Below are 16,991 nucleotides of genomic sequence, written 5' to 3' on the forward strand. Positions count from 1 at the left end.
AAGATAGCCCGGAAACGCAGGTTAAAACAAGTATATAAAATTTATAAAAAAATAACTCACTAACTATTTGATTATTACTGTAAAGTTTCTATCTTTGCCGTCCCTTTCGGGGGGAATAATATGTCTTGAACGAAGCCCTACTGCTTCGATGGACACAAATAAATTAAAGAAATGTCAGGAATTATTGGTAAAAAAGTAGGAATGACCAGCATTTTCGACGAAACAGGGAAGAATATTCCTTGCACCGTAATCGAAGCTGGCCCTTGCGTGGTAACACAAGTTAAGTCTGTAGATACAGACGGATATGCTGCTGTACAGCTGGCATATGGCGACAAAAAGGAAAAAAACACTTCTGGTCCGTTAAAAGGACACTTCCAAAAAGCCGGTACAACTCCAAAGCGTAAGCTTGTTGAATTCAAAACTTTCCAGGACGAAAAATCATTAGGTGATACCATCACTGTTGATATTTTTGCTGCGGGAGATTTTGTTGATGTAGTTGGTACTTCAAAAGGTAAAGGATTTCAGGGTGTGGTAAAACGTCACGGTTTTGGTGGTGTGGGTATGCAAACTCACGGTCAGCATAATCGTTTACGTGCGCCAGGATCTTTGGGTGCGTCATCATGGCCGTCGCGTGTATTTAAAGGCATGCGCATGGCAGGTCAAACCGGTAACGTTCGTGTTAAAGCACAGAACTTACAAGTGATTAAGGTTTACGCTGAGCAAAACCTGTTGGTTGTTAAAGGTTCCATCCCCGGAGCTAAGGGTTCATTCGTAATAGTGGATAAATAAGATGGAAGTAAACGTATTAAACGTATCAGGTAAAGAAACAGGTGCCAAGGTGCAACTTCCTGAGTCGGTATTCGGTATTGAACCAAACGATCACGCGATCTATCTTGATGTTAAGCAGTTTTTAGCTAACCAACGTCAGGGTACACACAAAGCAAAACAGCGTAACGAGATTGCAGGTTCAACCCGCAAATTATATAAACAAAAAGGTACAGGTGGTGCCCGTGCAGGTAGCGTTAAATCTCCATTATTTAATGGTGGTGGTCGCGTTTTCGGTCCGCAGCCCCGCGATTACAGCTTCAAGTTAAACAAGAAGTTAAAATCACTGGCCCGTAAATCGGCTTTATCATACAAAGCAAAGGATAACAACATTTTAGTATTGGAAGATTTTAATTTTGATAGCATCAAAACTAAAAACTACATTAAAATGGAAGCTGACCTGAATGTTACTAATGACAAAACATTATTAGTAGTAGCAGCAGCTGAAAACAACAATGTGTATTTATCAAGCAGAAACCTGAAGAAAACGAAAGTAATTTCGGTTGAGCAGCTAAACACTTATGATGTGTTAAACGCTGGTAAACTGTTATTAACTACAGGCGCTGTTAAAACTTTGGAGGAAGCATTAGCTAAGTAATTATGGAAATTTTAAAGAAACCCCTACTTACTGAAAAAGTAACTCAATTAACCGAGAAACTTAACCGTTATGCTTTCAAAGTTGATCACAGAGCAAACAAAATTCAGATTAAAGGCGCCATTGAGGCAATGTATGGTGTAAACGTTAAGGCGGTAAACACCATGAAATACGTCGGAAAACTTAAAACTCGCAATACTAAGGCAGGCGCCGTATCTGGCCGTGCTGCTACGTATAAAAAAGCGATCATTACGTTAAATGACGGGCAAACAATTGATTTTTACAGCAATATATAATTATAGAGATGGCAGTAAAGAGATTTAAACCGGTTACACCGGGTACCCGCTTCAGAGTTGATGTATCTAACTCAGATATCACAACAAACGTTCCTGAAAAATCGTTGGTTGAAGCAGCCAACACCAGATCGGGCGGTCGTAACAACACCGGTAAAATGACTATGCGCTACATGGGTGGTGGTCATAAACAAGCATACAGGCTGATTGATTTCAAACGTAATAAATTTGACATCCCGGCAAAAGTGGCAACTATCGAGTACGATCCTAACCGTTCGGCACGTATAGCACTGTTACATTTTGTTGATGGTGAAAAACGATACATGATAGCTCCGGAAGGCTTAACAGTTGGAACGGTAGTTGTAGCCGGCGAGACAGCTACTCCAGAGGTTGGTAACACCATGCCTTTGAAGAACATCCCGTTAGGTTCTATCATCCACAACATTGAGTTAAACCCAGGCCAGGGTGGTGTTATTGCCCGCAGTGCCGGTACTTATGCCCAGCTTTCGGCGCGCGATGGTAAATATGCCATCATCAAATTGCCTTCAGGCGAAACACGTATGATATTGTCAACTTGTTTGGCAACTATCGGTACCGTTTCAAACGGCGAAAGAGCAAACGCGGTGTTAGGTAAAGCAGGCCGCAAACGTTGGTTAGGCCGCAGGCCGCGTGTTCGTGGTGTTGCCATGAACCCGGTAGATCACCCTATGGGTGGTGGTGAGGGTAGAGCCTCAGGTGGTCATCCACGTTCACGTAAAGGTTTGTTAGCTAAAGGCTACAAAACTCGTGATAAGAAAAAAGGGTCGGATCGTTATATCATTGAAAGAAGGAAAAAATAATGGCACGTTCAATTAAAAAAGGACCTTATATTGATCATAACCTGGAAAGAAAAGTTCTGACCTTGAATGAATCAAGCAAAAAATCAGTTGTAAAAACATGGTCACGTCGTTCCATGATCTCTCCTGATTTCGTTGGTCACACATTCGCAGTACACAATGGTAACAAGTTTATCCCGGTGTATGTAACAGAAAACATGGTTGGTCACAAGTTGGGAGAATTTGCTCCAACCCGTACATTCCGCGGTCACGCAGAGAAGAAAAAATAACAGGCAATGGAAGCAACAACAAAAATTAAAAAGTCTGTACTAATCAGGCAACAAAAAGAAGCTGCAAAGGCCCTTACCGGTGGTGCATCTGTTGCCAAGTTACAGGACTGCCCAACTTCACCACGCAAGATGCGTTTGGTAGTTGACCTGGTTCGTGGTAAAAATGTATTTTCAGCTTTAAGTATCTTAAAGTTTACTAATAAAGAAGCTGCCATCCGCGTAGAGAAATTATTAGTATCGGCAATTACTAACTGGGAAGCAAAAAACGAAGGTAAAAAAGCCGAAGATCATGGCTTGTTTATTAAAGAAATCTCAGTAGGCGGTGGCCGTCAGCTAAAAAGGTTACGCCCTGCTCCGCAAGGAAGGGGATACCGTATCCGTAAACGCTCAAACCATGTAACACTGGTTGTGGATAGTAAAAACGAAAACAATTAATTTGAAATGGGACAGAAAGCACATCCAATAGGTAACAGATTAGGAATCATCAGAGGTTGGGATTCTAATTGGTTCGGTGGCAATCATTATGCCGACAAATTAGTTGAAGACGAAAAAATCCGCAAATACCTTTCAGCACGTATCGCTAAAGGTGGTGTATCAAAAGTGGTTATCGAACGCACATTAAAACGCATCACTGTAACTATCCACACTGCCCGTCCGGGTATTGTGATTGGTAAAGGCGGTGCCGAAGTTGATAAGATTAAAGAAGAGTTGAAAAAACTTACCAAAAAGGAAGTTCAGATCAACATCTTTGAAATTAAACGCCCTGAGCTTGATGCACAATTAGTGGCAGAAGGTATTGCAAAACAATTAGAAGCACGTATCTCTTTCCGTCGTGCCATGAAAACTACTATCGCTTCAACCATGAGAATGGGTGCTGAAGGTATTAAGATCATGACATCAGGCCGTTTAGGTGGCGCTGAGATGGCACGTAGCGAACAATATAAAGAAGGAAGAATTCCTTTGCACACTTTCCGTGCTGATATTGACTACGCATTAGCAGAAGCATTAACTACTTATGGTAAAATAGGTGTTAAAGTATGGATCTGTAAAGGCGAAGTTTACGGCAAACGCGATTTATCACCAAACATTGGTGGTGCAAGCAGCGCAAGCGGTAAAGGTGGCAGGCCAGATGGTGCTCCGGCATTCGGTGGTCGTGATAACGCTCGCGGTGGCGAACGTGGTGGCGAACGCAGAAATGACAGGAAACCAGGTGGTGGCGATCGCAGAGGCGGTCCTGGAGCAAGTGGTCAAGGTGGTCCTCGTGGTGGCGGTAACAGCCGTCCGGGTGGTCCAGGTGGCAGCCGTCCAGGTGGTCAAGGTGGCGGTAACCGTCCAGGTGGCCCAGGAAAGAGATAATTATAAAATAGAAAGACAAATATCGTAACGATATAAAAGCTTAAGAAAATGCTACAGCCAAAAAGAACGAAGTTCAGAAAGATGCAAAAAGGCAGGATGAAAGGTTTAGCCACTCGTGGTGCTGAACTTTCATTCGGATCTTTCGGTGTAAAATCACTCGAAGCGGCATGGATAACCAGCCGCCAGATCGAGGCTGCACGTATTGCTGTAACACGTTTTATGAAACGTGAAGGTCAGGTGTGGATCAGGATTTTCCCTGACAAGCCTGTAACCAAGAAACCAGCAGAGGTACGTATGGGTAAAGGTAAAGGTGCTCCTGAGTACTGGGTAGCGGTAGTACGCCCCGGAAGGATCATTTTTGAGGCCGAAGGTGTGCCTATGGAAGTTGCTAAAGAGGCTTTGCGCCTTGCAGCACAAAAACTTCCGGTACAAACAAGATTTATTGTACGTAGGGATTACGTAGAAGCATAAATTGGAAGAGTTGAAAAGTTGTAAAGTTTTCTCATGTTGTAAAGTTAGATGCCGAACTTTCAACCATCAAACCAAAACAATACAACGTTGAAACTTTCTACTATTACAACAAATAACACAAGAAGATGAAGAACTCAGAAATTTTGGGACTATCTACAGAAGAACTGGTAGCAAAAATCGGCGAGGAAAGGTCAACCCTTACCAAATTGAAATTTGCTCACGCAGTATCGGCTATCGAGAATCCATCCCGTATAACAAAGGTACGCAAGGGAATTGCTCAGTTAAATACTGAATTAACAAAACGCAAAGCGGCGTCGGCTTCTGAAAAGAATTAATTTTTTAAGCATTCAGAAAAATGGAAAGAAATTTAAGAAAAACACGTACCGGCCTGGTGGTTAGCAATAAGATGGAAAAATCTATTGTAGTGGCTGTTGAGCGTAAAGTGAAACACCCTATCTACGGTAAATTCGTGAAAAAAACCACAAAATTTATGGCTCATGATGAGACCAATACTTGTGGCATTGGCGATACCGTATTGATTATGGAAACCCGCCCGCTGAGCAAGAGCAAAAACTGGAGAGTAGTTCAAATTTTAGAAAGGGCTAAATAAGATGGTACAACAGGAATCAAGATTAAACGTAGCCGATAACAGTGGCGCTAAAGAAGTTTTAGTGATCCGCGTGTTAGGTGGTACCGGCAAAAGGTATGCATCTATAGGCGATAAGATAGTAGTAACCGTAAAAAGCGCTTTACCATCAGGTAACGTAAAAAAAGGTACTGTATCAAAAGCCGTAGTAGTACGCACCAAAAAAGAGATCCGCAGAAAAGATGGTTCATACATCCGTTTCGACGATAACGCAGCTGTTTTGTTAAATAACCAGGATGAGCCAAGAGGCACACGTATCTTTGGCCCTGTTGCAAGAGAACTGCGTGAGAAACAATTTATGAAAATTGTATCATTAGCACCGGAGGTATTGTAATCATGGAAAAGAAAAAAGTTGCAACACCAGGCAAACTGAAAATTCGCAAAGGCGACCTGGTAAAAGTTATAGCCGGCGATTCAAAAGGATCGCAAGGTAAAGTAGTTGAGGTGATAATAGCAAAAAACAGGGCTGTTGTTGAAGGTGCCAATATGGTATCAAAACATACCAAACCTAATGCTGCTAACCCTAACGGCGGAATTGTTAAACAAGAAGCTGCTATACATATTTCAAACCTTGCGCTGGTTGACCCTAAATCAGGTAATACAACCCGTGTTGGCCGTAAATTGAACGATGCCGGCAAATTAGTAAGGGTAGCAAAAAAATCAGGGGAGGAAATTAAGTAATGACTTACGTACCAAGATTAAAAACAAAATACAAGGACGAAATTCGCACCGCACTGAAAGATAAATTTCAGTACAAAAGTGTAATGCAGGTTCCTAAACTGGAGAAAATTGCCATTAACCAGGGTGTTGGCGGTGCTACTACCGATAAAAAACTTATCGAGAACACCATCACCGAGTTAACAACCATCACTGGCCAGCAGGCAGTATCTTCAAAATCTAAAAAAGATATCTCGAACTTTAAATTGCGTAAAAATATGCCGGTTGGCGTACGTGTTACCTTGCGTGACAACACAATGTATGAGTTTTTAGATCGTTTAATCGCTGTTGCCCTGCCACGTATCCGTGACTTTAAAGGCATCAACGACAAAGGTTTTGACGGCAGAGGTAACTATACTTTAGGTATTACAGAGCAAATTATATTCCCTGAGATAAATATTGACAAAATCAATAAAATCCAAGGTATGGATATTACCTTTGTAACCTCCGCAACAAACGATGTTGAAGCATTGGAGTTGTTGAAACAATTTGGATTACCATTTAAAAATCAAAATAGCAATGGCTAAAGAAGGTGTAAAAGCTCGTGAAGTAAAGCGCGCTAAATTGGTTGCTAAATACGCAGAGAAAAGAGCAGCCCTTAAAGAAGCCGGCGATTACGTTGGTTTAGATAAATTACCTAAGGCATCATCTCCGGTAAAATTACACAACCGTTGTAAATTAACCGGCCGCCCACGTGGTTACATGCGTCAGTTTGGTATTTCACGCGTAACATTCCGTGAAATGGCTCTTGATGGCAAAATCCCGGGAGTAAAGAAAGCAAGCTGGTAATTTTTCAGTAGCAAGTATATAGTATCAAGTAGCAAGACATACCTTGCGAACGGTATTAAAGAGTAGAGGTAGTTAGCATCAAAAAACAAGACAAAATCTTGATACTTGATACTAACTACTTGATACTATAAAAGAGAATTAACCGATGGAAGGTCGTCCCGGATGTTACGGGAAGGAAACCACTATCATAACCCAATAAAATGAATACAGATCCAATCGCAGATTATCTTACAAGAGTAAGGAATGCTATTAAAGCCAACCATAGGGTTGTTGAAATTCCTGCATCAAATCTGAAAAAGGAAATCACCAAGGTGCTTTTCGACAAAGGTTACATTGCCAATTACAAGTTTGAAGACAGTACAGTACAGGGCACTATTAAAGTGGCTTTAAAGTACCACCCGATAACTAAAATTTCTGCTATCCGTAGCATTACGCGCATCAGTAAACCAGGTTTGAGGAAATACGCAGGCATGGATAAAATGCCAAGAGTATTAAATGGTTTAGGTATCGCCATCCTGTCAACTTCTAAAGGCGTAATGTCTGATAAAGAAGCCCGTCAGCAAAATGTAGGTGGCGAAGTTTTATGCTACGTTTATTAATAGGAGAAATTAAGCAATGTCAAGAGTAGGAAAAGCACCGATAGCAATGCCAGCAGGAGTAACCGTTACCGTATCAGCAGATAATGTTGTTACCGTAAAAGGCCCTAAAGGTGAGTTGCAGCAAGCGGTTGATAGCGATATCACCATTGCACAGGAAGATGGTCAGTTAGTGGTTCAACGCCCGTCTGATCAAAAACGTCACAAAGCATTACATGGTTTATACCGTGCGCTTATCAACAACATGGTAGTAGGCGTAACCGAAGGTTACAAAATACAACAGGAGTTGGTTGGTGTAGGTTACCGTGCTACAAATACAGGTAATACATTAGATTTAGTGTTGGGTTACTCTCACCACTATGTATTTGAATTGCCAACAGAAATTAAAGTTACAACCACTGCTGATAAGGGTAAAAACCCAACTATCATACTTGAATCAATTGACAAACAGTTAATTGGCCAGGTAGCTGCAAAAATACGTTCGTTACGTACTCCAGAGCCTTACAAAGGTAAAGGTATTAAGTTTGTAGGCGAGATATTGAGAAGAAAAGCAGGTAAATCAGCATCTAAAAAATAATCGTCATGGGAGCTAAATTATCAAGAAGAGACAGGATTAAAAAAGGTATCAGAAAACGCCTTTCAGGATCAACAGAGCGTCCTCGCCTGTCAGTATTTAGGAGCAATAAAGGTATTTACGCGCAGATCATTGACGATTTAACCGGTAAAACTATCGTATCAGCATCATCTTTATCAAAAGATTTCGTTGCAGCTGATGGCACAAAGTCTGATCAATCAGTAGCCGTTGGCAAACTGGTAGCTCAGAAAGCTATCGCAGCGGGTATTAAAGATGTGGTTTTCGACAGGAACGGTTATTTGTACCATGGTCGTGTTAAGTCACTGGCCGAAGGTGCACGTGAAGGTGGTTTAAACTTTTAATCGAAAAGAGAAATGTCAACAATCAACATAAAAAGAGTAAAAACAAGCGAGATCGAATTAAAAGACCGCTTGGTAAGCATACAGCGTGTTGCCAAAGTAACCAAAGGTGGCCGTACTTTCAGCTTTTCTGCCATCGTGGTAGTAGGTGATGAAAACGGTGTTGTAGGTTACGGATTAGGCAAAGCAAAAGAGGTTACCGAAGCAATTGCAAAAGGTATTGATGATGCTAAAAAGAACCTGGTAAAAGTTCCTATTATCAACAACACAATCCCTCATGAGCAAATTGGTAAATTCAGCGGTGGTTTTGTTTTCTTGAAACCAGCAGCAAACGGTACCGGTGTTATAGCAGGTGGTGCAATGCGTGCAGTATTAGAGTCTGCAGGTATTCACAACGTGTTAGCAAAATCAAAAGGTTCATCAAATCCGCACAACGTGGTTAAAGCAACCGTATCTGCGTTATCACAATTACGTGATGCTCATACTGTAGCACAACAACGTGGCGTTAGTTTAGGTAAAGTATTTAACGGATAATCAGTCATGGCCAAAATCAAAATAACTCAGATTAAGAGCGTGATCGACAGAAGTGAGCGCCAAAAAAGAACCGTAGAAGCATTAGGCTTGCGTAAAATTAACCACAGTGTGGAAGTTGAGGCAACTGCAGCTATAATTGGTATGGTTAGAAAAGTTAACCACCTGGTAGCAGTAGAAAATATTTAATATCATGAATTTAAGTAATTTAAAACCTGCAGAAGGTTCTACTAAAAATAGGAAAAGAATTGGCCGTGGTACAGGTTCTGGCCGTGGCGGTACGTCAACCCGTGGCCATAAAGGCGCTGGTTCACGTTCAGGTACAAGCACCAAGGTAGGTTTTGAAGGCGGTCAGATGCCTTTACAACGCCGTGTGCCTAAGGTTGGTTTTAAAAACCCTAACCGTGTAGAGTATACTGGTGTTAACCTTGATGTATTGCAAGAATTAGTAACAAAATACACACTTGATGTTGTTGATTTTGATACCTTGAAATTACATGGTTTGGTATCTCGTAACGACCTGGTTAAAATCCTGGGCCGTGGCGAATTAACTGCCAAATTAGAAGTTAAGGCACATGCATTTACTGCTACAGCTCAAAAAGCTATTGAAGCAGCTGGTGGTACCATAGTTAAGCTATAATTTTAGGATGAAGAAATTTTTCACCACATTATCCAATATCTGGAAAATAGAAGATTTAAGAGTGCGTATTATAAACACACTCTTATTTCTTGTAATATATCGTGTAGGTTCCTTTGTGGTACTACCGGGGGTTAATCCTGCGTCAGTAGCTAACCAAAAAGCAGAAGGATTAGTAGGATTGCTGAATATGTTTTCAGGAGGCTCGTTTTCACATGCCTCTATTTTTGCATTGGGTGTAATGCCTTATATTTCGGCTTCAATTGTGGTGCAATTATTGGGTATCGCGGTGCCTTATTTCACCAAATTACAAAAAGAGGGCGAAAGCGGCCGTAATAAACTTAACCAGTGGACCCGTTACCTAACCATAGGTATCACGGCTTTACAGGCTATAGGTTATTTAAAATCGCAGATATCTCCTGAGGCTATGCTGATCAGTAACCCATTCTTTACTGTGCTTAACATGTTTGTTTTAACGGCAGGTACATTATTTGTAATGTGGCTGGGCGAGAAAATTACAGACAAAGGGATTGGTAACGGTATATCGCTTATCATCATGGTTGGTATTATAGCCCAATTACCAGGCGCATTTTTAACAGAGTTTACCTCACGTACCAGCGGTACAGGTGGTTTAATTACATTCATTGTTGAAATTGTAGGCTTAATTGGGGTTGTAATGTTTACTATCCTTATTGTACAGGGCACCCGTAAAATTGCGGTGCAGTACGCTAAGCGTATAGTAGGTAATAAACAATATGGCGGCGTGCGCCAGTATATACCGTTAAAGGTAAATGCTGCGGGTGTAATGCCTATCATATTTGCGCAGGCGTTAATGTTTATACCGCAAACCGTACAACAGTTTATGCCAAACATTTCATCAAATGGTATACTAATTGCGTTATCAAATTATAATTCATGGCAGCACAACACGCTGTTTGGCGTGTTAATTATCCTGTTTACTTACTTCTACACAGCTATTACGGTTAACCCTAACCAGATGGCTGATGATATGAAGAAGAACGGTGGGTTTATCCCTGGCGTTAAACCAGGTAAAGCAACTGCGGATTATATAGATGGCGTAATATCAAAAATTACCTTACCCGGATCTGTTTTTCTGGCTATCATCGCAATTATACCGGCAATTGCCAGTTTAGTTGGTGTATCTCCAATTTTCGCAAGATTTTTTGGTGGCACATCGTTAATCATCCTGGTAGGTGTTGTGTTGGATACATTGCAACAAATAGAAAGCCACCTGTTGATGCGCCATTACGATGGTTTAATGAAAACCGGACGGATTAAAGGACGTACAGCAATGCCTGCTGCTGCCGGAACAAGTCCGACAGCGATCTAATAAGGAATGTCAAAAATAATTTACAAGTCTGCCGAGGAAATAGAGTTGATCCGGGAAAGCGCGCTGCTGGTGTCAAGAACACATGCAGAGGTTGCTAAAGTAATAGGCCCGGGTGTTACGACTATAGAACTCGACAGACTTGCTGAAACCTTTATACGCGATAACGGCGGTATCCCCGCTTTTTTAAACTACGGCGGGTTTCCCTACTCCCTCTGCATATCATTAAATGACCAGGTAGTGCATGGTTTCCCCGGAAAACATGTACTGGTAGAAGGTGATTTAGTTTCTGTTGATTGCGGTGCCATATTAAACGGTTTTGTAGGCGACTCGGCTTATACTTTTGCTATTGGCGAAGTAAGCGACACAGTAAAAAAACTCATGCGGGTAACCAAGGAGTGTTTGGACCTGGGTGTTGCTAAAGCTGTTGTAGGCATGCGGATAGGCGATATAGGCTACGCGATACAGGAACACGCCGAGAAGAATGGCTTTGGAGTTGTTAAAGAGCTTGTGGGGCATGGCGTGGGGGTTAAACTTCACGAAAAACCCGAAGTGCCTAACTACGGTAAACGTGGATCGGGTATTAAGCTTGAAGAGGGGATGGTAATTGCCATTGAACCAATGATAAATGCCGGCCGCGCCGGTGTTAAATTTTGGGATGATGGATGGACCGTATCAACTGTAGATAAAAAAGCATCTGCTCATTATGAGCATACTGTTGCTATAGGCAAAGGAAAACCCGACATTTTATCGACGTTTGAGTATGTTGATAATGTTTTAAAAGAAAAGAATAATAATTAAATAATTTTTATTAATTTTGCATCCCGGTTTTAGGGCGGATAATTAAGTAAAAATCAACAAAATATGGCTAAACAATCTTCGATCGAACAAGACGGTACAATTAGAGAGGCATTGTCAAATGCAATGTTCAGGGTTGAGCTGGAGAACGGTCATGAGATTATAGCCCATATTTCCGGCAAGATGCGTATGCACTACATCAAAATTTTACCTGGCGACAGGGTGAAATTAGAAATGAGTCCGTACGATTTGAGTAAGGGTAGAATAACCTATAGATATAAATAAAAAAGAGATGAAAGTTAGAGCATCCATTAAAAAACGCAGCGCAGATTGCAAAATCATTCGCCGTAACGGGAAACTTTACGTTATTAACAAGAAGAATCCTAAGTACAAACAACGCCAGGGCTAAGAACAATTTTGAATTGGAGAATGTTGAATTACTGATTAGTAGTATTCGATAATTCAATAATTCGATAACTCAATAAATTAAGATAAAATATGGCAAGGATATCAGGTATTGATTTACCAAAGAATAAAAGAGGAGAAATCGGACTTACTTACATTTTCGGTATAGGCCGCTCAACAGCTCAAAAGATTTTGACTGAGGCAGGTATCGATTTTAATACAAAAGTACAGGACTGGACCGATGAGCAGTTAGCCTCAATCCGTGGAATCATCAACGATCAGATTAAAGTGGAAGGTTCACTTCGTTCAGAAGTGCAATTGAACATTAAACGTTTGATGGACATTGGTTGCTACCGTGGTACACGTCACCGTAAAGGTTTACCATTACGTGGTCAGCGTACTAAAAACAACTCACGTACCCGTAAAGGAAAACGTAAAACAGTTGCTAACAAAAAGAAAGCTACTAAGTAGTAAATAACGATTGGTTAGCGGCGGGTAGTTATATACTTTAAGCTTTCCAGGAATAAAAATTATAATCACGATTGGTGGGTCAGGGTTATTCTATAGCCCAGTAATTCATTAATTCAATAATTAAAAAAATGGCTAAAAGTAAAAAAGTTACCAAAAAGCGCATTGTGATTGTTGAGCCGGTTGGCGAAGCACACATCAATGCTACTTTTAACAACATCATCATCACCCTTACCAACAAAACCGGACAGGCTATTTCATGGTCATCTGCAGGTAAAATGGGTTTCAAAGGTTCAAAAAAGAACACCCCTTATGCTGCCGGTCAGGCTGCTGCCGATTGCGGTAAAGTTGCTTATGACTTTGGTTTGCGTAAAGTAGAAGTGTTTGTAAAAGGCCCTGGTGCTGGTCGTGAGTCGGCTATCCGTACTTTGCAAACTGCAGGTATCGAAGTTACCACTATCAAAGACATTACGCCGCTTCCACACAATGGTTGCCGTCCGTCTAAAAGAAGAAGAGTTTAATTAACAGATTTTAAAGCTAAGATTCTACAGCTACAGGCTGTAAGATACTTTAAAAATACACAAAATGGCCAGATATACAGGACCTAAGTCCAAAATTGCACGTCGTTTCCGTGAGCCGATTTTCGGTCCGGATAAAGCGTTAGAACGTAAAAACTATCCACCGGGAATGCATGGCGCTTCAAAACGTCGTGGAAAACAATCTGAGTATTCAACTCAGTTAATGGAGAAACAAAAAGTTAAATACACTTACGGTGTATTAGAGCGTCAGTTCGAAAACTTGTTTCACCGCGCTTCGGCTAAAGAAGGTATCACAGGTGAAAACTTGCTGAAATTCTTAGAAGCCCGTTTAGATAACGCTGTTTATCGTTTAGGTATATCACCTACACGTTCAGGCGCCCGTCAGTTGGTTAACCACAAACACATTAATGTTAACGGTGCTGTTGTAAACATCGCATCATATGCATTAAAAGCTGGTGACGTTATCTCTGTACGTGAAAAATCTAAAACATTAGAAGCTATTACTACGTCAGTAGCAGGTAGAAGAATCAACAAATACAGCTGGTTGGCTTGGGATGCAAATGAATTAACAGGCACATTCCTTAACTATCCTAACCGCGATGAAATTCCTGAAAACATTAAGGAGAACCTAATCGTCGAGTTGTATTCAAAATAATAAAAATAATTATCCAGGGGATGGTTGGCATATTCTGTCAATCATTTTCGTGGTTAAAATCATTTCAATTAGTAAACAATAAATAAAGGATATAAATGGCAATTTTAGCATTTCAAAAACCAGACAAGGTTATCATGCAAAAAGCAAATGATTTTGATGGTACGTTTGAATTTCGTCCGTTAGAACCAGGTTTTGGTGTAACCATTGGTAATGCTCTGCGTCGTATCTTACTTTCATCACTCGAAGGTTATGCAATTACTTCAGTACGTTTTTCGGGAGTAACGCATGAGTTTTCAACCATCAAAGGTGTTGTTGAAGACGTAACCGAGATCATCTTGAACCTTAAACAGGTTCGTTTTAAAAAGACTGGTGAATCTGGCGACAGCGAGAAAATATTTGTTATTATAAATGGCCAGGATGCTTTTAAAGCCGGAGACATTACTAAATTCTCCAACAACTTTACAGTATTAAATCCTGATCTGGTTTTATGTAACATGGACTCATCGGTAACGCTTGAAATCGAGCTTACTGTTGGTAAAGGCCGTGGTTACGTGCCGAGTGAAGAAAACAAAAATCCTGATGCAAATGTTGGCGTTATCGCTATCGACTCTATCTATACGCCGATAAAGAACGTTAAATATACCATCGAAAACTATCGTGTTGAGCAAAAAACCGACTATGAAAAATTAGTATTGGATATTGCTACTGATGGTTCTGTTCATCCTGAAGATGCTTTGAAGGAAGCTGCAAAGATCCTTATCCAGCACTTTATGTTGTTCAGCGATGAAAACATGATGTTAGAAGCACAGGCTAAAGAAGAAACTAAAGAAGTTGATGAAGAAATTTTGCACATGCGCAAGATCCTTAAAACTGAATTGGTTGATCTTGATCTTTCTGTACGTGCATTAAATTGCCTTAAAGCTGCAGACATCCGCAGCCTGGCCGATTTAGTATCGTACGATGTTGCTGATATGTTAAAGTTCAGGAACTTTGGTAAAAAATCACTGACTGAAATTCAGGACCTGGTTAAATCAAAAGGCTTATCTTTTGGTATGAACCTGTCTAAATTTAAGTTAGACGAGGAATAAGTCTTTAAGTCTTGAGTTCTGAGTGTTGAGTTTATCTCTGTCGCTCGGAACTCAAGTCATTTATAGGGTAGTTAGTTTTTTAGGGTTTTAAACTCACTACTCGTCACTTAAAACTCAATACTATTAAATAGCGAAGGCATAATTCCGAAGGCTTGAGTAAATCGCCGGACGGTATGCACGTGAAATAATTTAAAACAATGAGACACGGAAACAAAAACAATCACTTAGGCCGTACTACCAGCCATCGCAAGGCGATGCTGTCAAACATGGCAACTTCGCTTATCCTACACAAGCGTATTACTACAACATTAGCTAAAGCAAAAGTTTTGCGCGGTTACATCGAACCACTTTTAACTAAATCAAAAAGCGATACTACTCACTCTCGTCGTACAGTGTTTAGCTACCTGCAAGATAAAGATGCTACAACAATCCTTTTCCGCGAGATTGCTGAGAAGATTGCTAACCGCCCGGGTGGTTACACCCGTATCATTAAGTTAGAAAACCGTTTAGGTGACAACGCCGAAATGGCGATCATCGAGCTGGTAGATTATAACACTGTTTACGGTGTTGATACTGCCGCAACTGCTAAAAAATCAACACGTCGTCGTGGTGGTTCAGCAAAAGCTAAAACAGCAGCCCCAGTTGCAGCTGAAGAAGCAGTAGTTGTTGAAGAAGCTAAAGAAGCACCAGTTGCTGAGGCTCCTGTAGCCGACGCTCCGGAAACTGAAGAAAAAGGAGAATAATTATCCTTTTTGTTTAGATATAAAAACGCCCTGCTCATTTGAGCAGGGCGTTTTTTGCTTTAAAGATTTATTGATAAATTTGAACAAAACGAATAAAATGAAAAAGTATCACTTCCCGATCGTAGTAGAAATAGATGAGGACGGCGTATATATAGTTTCGTGCCCTACGTTTAAAGGTTGTCACTCTTACGGAGCCACTATCGACGAAGCTTTGGACAATCTGAGGGAAGTAATCGAGTTGTGCATGGAAGAACAGGAAACGGAAAGCACAAATCAATTTATCGGCGTTCGGGAGATTGAAATAAGTGTGCCTATTTCGGCATAAGCGATAAATTACCCGTGTTAAGTGGCAAAGAGTTTGTTGCTTTGTTAGAGAAGCTTGGGTTCATTGTTATTCGTGTTAAAGGGTCACATCATAGAATGAAACACCCGGACGGGCGGATAACCGCTATTCCGGTTCATAAAAATGATTCCATACCTAAAGGCTTATTGAGGAAGATTATCAGGGAAGATGTGATTGTTTCTGTGGAGGAGTTTAATAAACTGGTTCAAAAGTAAAATCAAATTAATTTGTTTCGGTGTTAATAAACGCCCAGCTCGAATGAACTGGGAGTTTTATTTTGTTATTTTGACACGATTTTCTGGATTGAACAGGATTGACAGAATTACCAGATAGGTGGTTTTCTATTCAATCTATAGGTCAGCAATCCTTCTATCTCCTCCACCTGCTCAAAGCCACACTTATCCATTAGCCTGCGCGATGGCAGGTTATCGGCGTAAGTATGCACAATAATGGCTTTTACAAACGGATGCGTAAATGCCCAGTTTATCATCGCCTGAATGGCCTCTGTCGCGAAGCCCTTGTTGTGCTGGTTGCCATCAATCATGTAGCCTATCTCTGCTTCGCCATTATCATTTGGATAGCCCGCGAAGCCCATCCCGCCGACGGATGTGTTTGTGCTCTTAAGTACCAGTTCCCAATCGGTATACCACGTATATTTATCGGGGTAGGCGAGGGTATTGGGTAGCCAGAAGTTGTCCAATGCATCAATGATTTCGGCATAATAAAATGGATCAACAAGCATAAAGGAAGGTGTCAATCCCATGGAAATCTCCATCAGCGCACGGTCCTGCCTCAGCAACAAAAGCTGCTGGTACGTTAACGGTATTAGTTTTAACCGTTCAGATTCTATAAAAAACATTTGATTTGTTTAGGAATTAAATAACAATAGTAAACCAGTTCTCTTTTTTAAAGTGAAGGTTAAGCTCTGCGGGCAAAGCTTTTGCTATGCAATTCCAGGCGTAGTAATTAGCCCGATTTGATTTGTATGTAACAGAGGCGTTTTGTTTATTAGGATAAAGATGGGGATTTAGTTTGTAAATAACTAATGCTGTATTTAATACAATCTGCGTTAGGGGCAGTAGCGGATACCGGCCCGAGCCTAAGGCCGTG

General features: G+C 40.9%; 32 protein-coding genes. 31 read left to right on the plus strand and 1 reads right to left on the minus strand.

Features of this window, described 5'->3' with window-relative positions; all coding sequences use genetic code 11:
* Positions 1-171: 171 nt before the first annotated feature.
* The 31 genes from rplC (at position 172) to AC1DV1_RS11915 (ending at position 16,096) form a co-directional block, all read left to right on the plus strand.
* Entirely contained in the window at positions 172-789 is a 618-nt protein-coding gene (rplC, locus tag AC1DV1_RS11765) for a 50S ribosomal protein L3 (RefSeq protein WP_477359136.1), read from the plus strand.
* A 1-nt stretch (position 790) separates the two neighbouring features.
* Positions 791-1,423, plus strand: a complete 633-nt coding sequence (rplD, locus tag AC1DV1_RS11770) for a 50S ribosomal protein L4 (protein WP_477359140.1) — start codon at positions 791-793, stop codon at positions 1,421-1,423.
* Positions 1,424-1,425: 2 nt separating this feature from the next.
* Complete coding sequence (rplW, locus tag AC1DV1_RS11775) at positions 1,426-1,716, plus strand: 50S ribosomal protein L23 (protein ID WP_090643376.1); 291 nt, start codon at positions 1,426-1,428, stop codon at positions 1,714-1,716.
* An 8-nt stretch (positions 1,717-1,724) separates the two neighbouring features.
* Positions 1,725-2,552 carry a 50S ribosomal protein L2 gene (gene rplB, locus AC1DV1_RS11780; RefSeq protein WP_477359143.1) on the plus strand — a complete coding sequence of 276 codons (828 nt, stop codon included), beginning with the start codon at positions 1,725-1,727 and terminating at the stop codon, positions 2,550-2,552.
* Complete coding sequence (gene rpsS, locus AC1DV1_RS11785) at positions 2,552-2,818, plus strand: 30S ribosomal protein S19 (RefSeq protein ID WP_076377419.1); 267 nt, start codon at positions 2,552-2,554, stop codon at positions 2,816-2,818. The genes rplB and rpsS overlap by 1 nt, the downstream gene beginning before the upstream one ends.
* Positions 2,819-2,824: 6 nt before the next feature.
* Positions 2,825-3,253 (plus strand): 50S ribosomal protein L22, encoded by a 429-nt coding sequence (gene rplV, locus AC1DV1_RS11790; protein ID WP_477359146.1) that lies wholly within the window; start codon positions 2,825-2,827, stop codon positions 3,251-3,253.
* Between the two features lie 6 nt (positions 3,254-3,259).
* Positions 3,260-4,174 carry a 30S ribosomal protein S3 gene (gene rpsC / locus AC1DV1_RS11795; RefSeq protein WP_477359149.1) on the plus strand — a complete coding sequence of 305 codons (915 nt, stop codon included), beginning with the start codon at positions 3,260-3,262 and terminating at the stop codon, positions 4,172-4,174.
* A 48-nt stretch (positions 4,175-4,222) separates the two neighbouring features.
* Positions 4,223-4,645, plus strand: a complete 423-nt coding sequence (gene rplP / locus AC1DV1_RS11800; protein ID WP_090643396.1) for a 50S ribosomal protein L16 — start codon at positions 4,223-4,225, stop codon at positions 4,643-4,645.
* A gap of 125 nt (positions 4,646-4,770) precedes the next feature.
* Positions 4,771-4,980: a 50S ribosomal protein L29 gene (gene rpmC / locus AC1DV1_RS11805; protein ID WP_090643399.1), complete on the plus strand. Its 210-nt coding sequence runs from the start codon at positions 4,771-4,773 to the stop codon at positions 4,978-4,980.
* A 20-nt stretch (positions 4,981-5,000) separates the two neighbouring features.
* The gene (gene rpsQ / locus AC1DV1_RS11810) at positions 5,001-5,255 is read left to right on the plus strand and encodes a 30S ribosomal protein S17 (protein WP_477359152.1); all 255 of its coding nucleotides are present in this window, start codon (positions 5,001-5,003) and stop codon (positions 5,253-5,255) included.
* 1 nt (position 5,256) lies between these two features.
* Entirely contained in the window at positions 5,257-5,625 is a 369-nt protein-coding gene (gene rplN / locus AC1DV1_RS11815) for a 50S ribosomal protein L14 (RefSeq protein WP_073405786.1), read from the plus strand.
* Positions 5,626-5,627: 2 nt separating this feature from the next.
* Positions 5,628-5,972, plus strand: coding sequence for a 50S ribosomal protein L24 (gene rplX, locus AC1DV1_RS11820; protein WP_147052923.1), 345 nt, complete (start codon positions 5,628-5,630; stop codon positions 5,970-5,972).
* The gene (gene rplE / locus AC1DV1_RS11825) at positions 5,972-6,535 is read left to right on the plus strand and encodes a 50S ribosomal protein L5 (protein ID WP_090643407.1); all 564 of its coding nucleotides are present in this window, start codon (positions 5,972-5,974) and stop codon (positions 6,533-6,535) included. Before rplX ends, rplE begins: the two co-directional genes overlap by 1 nt.
* The gene (rpsN, locus tag AC1DV1_RS11830; protein WP_090643411.1) at positions 6,528-6,797 is read left to right on the plus strand and encodes a 30S ribosomal protein S14; all 270 of its coding nucleotides are present in this window, start codon (positions 6,528-6,530) and stop codon (positions 6,795-6,797) included. The genes rplE and rpsN overlap by 8 nt, the downstream gene beginning before the upstream one ends.
* Before the next feature lie 200 nt (positions 6,798-6,997).
* On the plus strand, positions 6,998-7,396 hold the full coding sequence (gene rpsH, locus AC1DV1_RS11835; protein WP_477359155.1) for a 30S ribosomal protein S8: 399 nt from the start codon (positions 6,998-7,000) through the stop codon (positions 7,394-7,396).
* Positions 7,397-7,412: 16 nt separating this feature from the next.
* The gene (gene rplF, locus AC1DV1_RS11840; protein ID WP_477359158.1) at positions 7,413-7,970 is read left to right on the plus strand and encodes a 50S ribosomal protein L6; all 558 of its coding nucleotides are present in this window, start codon (positions 7,413-7,415) and stop codon (positions 7,968-7,970) included.
* A 5-nt stretch (positions 7,971-7,975) separates the two neighbouring features.
* Positions 7,976-8,329, plus strand: a complete 354-nt coding sequence (rplR, locus tag AC1DV1_RS11845) for a 50S ribosomal protein L18 (RefSeq protein ID WP_259097369.1) — start codon at positions 7,976-7,978, stop codon at positions 8,327-8,329.
* Between the two features lie 12 nt (positions 8,330-8,341).
* Entirely contained in the window at positions 8,342-8,860 is a 519-nt protein-coding gene (gene rpsE, locus AC1DV1_RS11850) for a 30S ribosomal protein S5 (protein ID WP_090643427.1), read from the plus strand.
* Positions 8,861-8,866: 6 nt separating this feature from the next.
* On the plus strand, positions 8,867-9,046 hold the full coding sequence (gene rpmD, locus AC1DV1_RS11855) for a 50S ribosomal protein L30 (protein ID WP_147052922.1): 180 nt from the start codon (positions 8,867-8,869) through the stop codon (positions 9,044-9,046).
* Between the two features lie 4 nt (positions 9,047-9,050).
* Entirely contained in the window at positions 9,051-9,497 is a 447-nt protein-coding gene (gene rplO / locus AC1DV1_RS11860) for a 50S ribosomal protein L15 (RefSeq protein ID WP_477359161.1), read from the plus strand.
* Between the two features lie 7 nt (positions 9,498-9,504).
* Positions 9,505-10,845 carry a preprotein translocase subunit SecY gene (gene secY, locus AC1DV1_RS11865; RefSeq protein WP_147052921.1) on the plus strand — a complete coding sequence of 447 codons (1,341 nt, stop codon included), beginning with the start codon at positions 9,505-9,507 and terminating at the stop codon, positions 10,843-10,845.
* A 6-nt stretch (positions 10,846-10,851) separates the two neighbouring features.
* Positions 10,852-11,643: a type I methionyl aminopeptidase gene (gene map, locus AC1DV1_RS11870; protein WP_477359164.1), complete on the plus strand. Its 792-nt coding sequence runs from the start codon at positions 10,852-10,854 to the stop codon at positions 11,641-11,643.
* A 63-nt stretch (positions 11,644-11,706) separates the two neighbouring features.
* Positions 11,707-11,925 (plus strand): translation initiation factor IF-1, encoded by a 219-nt coding sequence (infA, locus tag AC1DV1_RS11875; RefSeq protein WP_090643449.1) that lies wholly within the window; start codon positions 11,707-11,709, stop codon positions 11,923-11,925.
* A 7-nt stretch (positions 11,926-11,932) separates the two neighbouring features.
* Positions 11,933-12,049, plus strand: a complete 117-nt coding sequence (rpmJ, locus tag AC1DV1_RS11880) for a 50S ribosomal protein L36 (protein ID WP_074487407.1) — start codon at positions 11,933-11,935, stop codon at positions 12,047-12,049.
* An 89-nt stretch (positions 12,050-12,138) separates the two neighbouring features.
* Complete coding sequence (gene rpsM, locus AC1DV1_RS11885; protein ID WP_090643454.1) at positions 12,139-12,516, plus strand: 30S ribosomal protein S13; 378 nt, start codon at positions 12,139-12,141, stop codon at positions 12,514-12,516.
* 128 nt (positions 12,517-12,644) lie between these two features.
* Positions 12,645-13,034, plus strand: coding sequence for a 30S ribosomal protein S11 (rpsK, locus tag AC1DV1_RS11890; protein ID WP_090643458.1), 390 nt, complete (start codon positions 12,645-12,647; stop codon positions 13,032-13,034).
* Between the two features lie 64 nt (positions 13,035-13,098).
* Positions 13,099-13,707: a 30S ribosomal protein S4 gene (gene rpsD, locus AC1DV1_RS11895; protein WP_477359167.1), complete on the plus strand. Its 609-nt coding sequence runs from the start codon at positions 13,099-13,101 to the stop codon at positions 13,705-13,707.
* Positions 13,708-13,802: 95 nt separating this feature from the next.
* Positions 13,803-14,795: a DNA-directed RNA polymerase subunit alpha gene (locus tag AC1DV1_RS11900; RefSeq protein WP_090643464.1), complete on the plus strand. Its 993-nt coding sequence runs from the start codon at positions 13,803-13,805 to the stop codon at positions 14,793-14,795.
* A 197-nt stretch (positions 14,796-14,992) separates the two neighbouring features.
* Positions 14,993-15,538 carry a 50S ribosomal protein L17 gene (rplQ, locus tag AC1DV1_RS11905; protein ID WP_477359170.1) on the plus strand — a complete coding sequence of 182 codons (546 nt, stop codon included), beginning with the start codon at positions 14,993-14,995 and terminating at the stop codon, positions 15,536-15,538.
* A gap of 70 nt (positions 15,539-15,608) precedes the next feature.
* The gene (locus tag AC1DV1_RS11910) at positions 15,609-15,863 is read left to right on the plus strand and encodes a type II toxin-antitoxin system HicB family antitoxin (RefSeq protein WP_477359173.1); all 255 of its coding nucleotides are present in this window, start codon (positions 15,609-15,611) and stop codon (positions 15,861-15,863) included.
* Between the two features lie 14 nt (positions 15,864-15,877).
* Positions 15,878-16,096 carry a type II toxin-antitoxin system HicA family toxin gene (locus AC1DV1_RS11915; protein WP_477359176.1) on the plus strand — a complete coding sequence of 73 codons (219 nt, stop codon included), beginning with the start codon at positions 15,878-15,880 and terminating at the stop codon, positions 16,094-16,096.
* 107 nt (positions 16,097-16,203) lie between these two features.
* Here the strand turns inward: AC1DV1_RS11915 and AC1DV1_RS11920 are convergent, their stop codons facing one another.
* Entirely contained in the window at positions 16,204-16,740 is a 537-nt protein-coding gene (locus tag AC1DV1_RS11920; protein ID WP_477359179.1) for a GNAT family N-acetyltransferase, read from the minus strand.
* Positions 16,741-16,991 lie beyond the last annotated feature (251 nt).

The sequence above is a fragment of the Mucilaginibacter sp. P4_D1 genome (genome assembly GCF_056401935.1).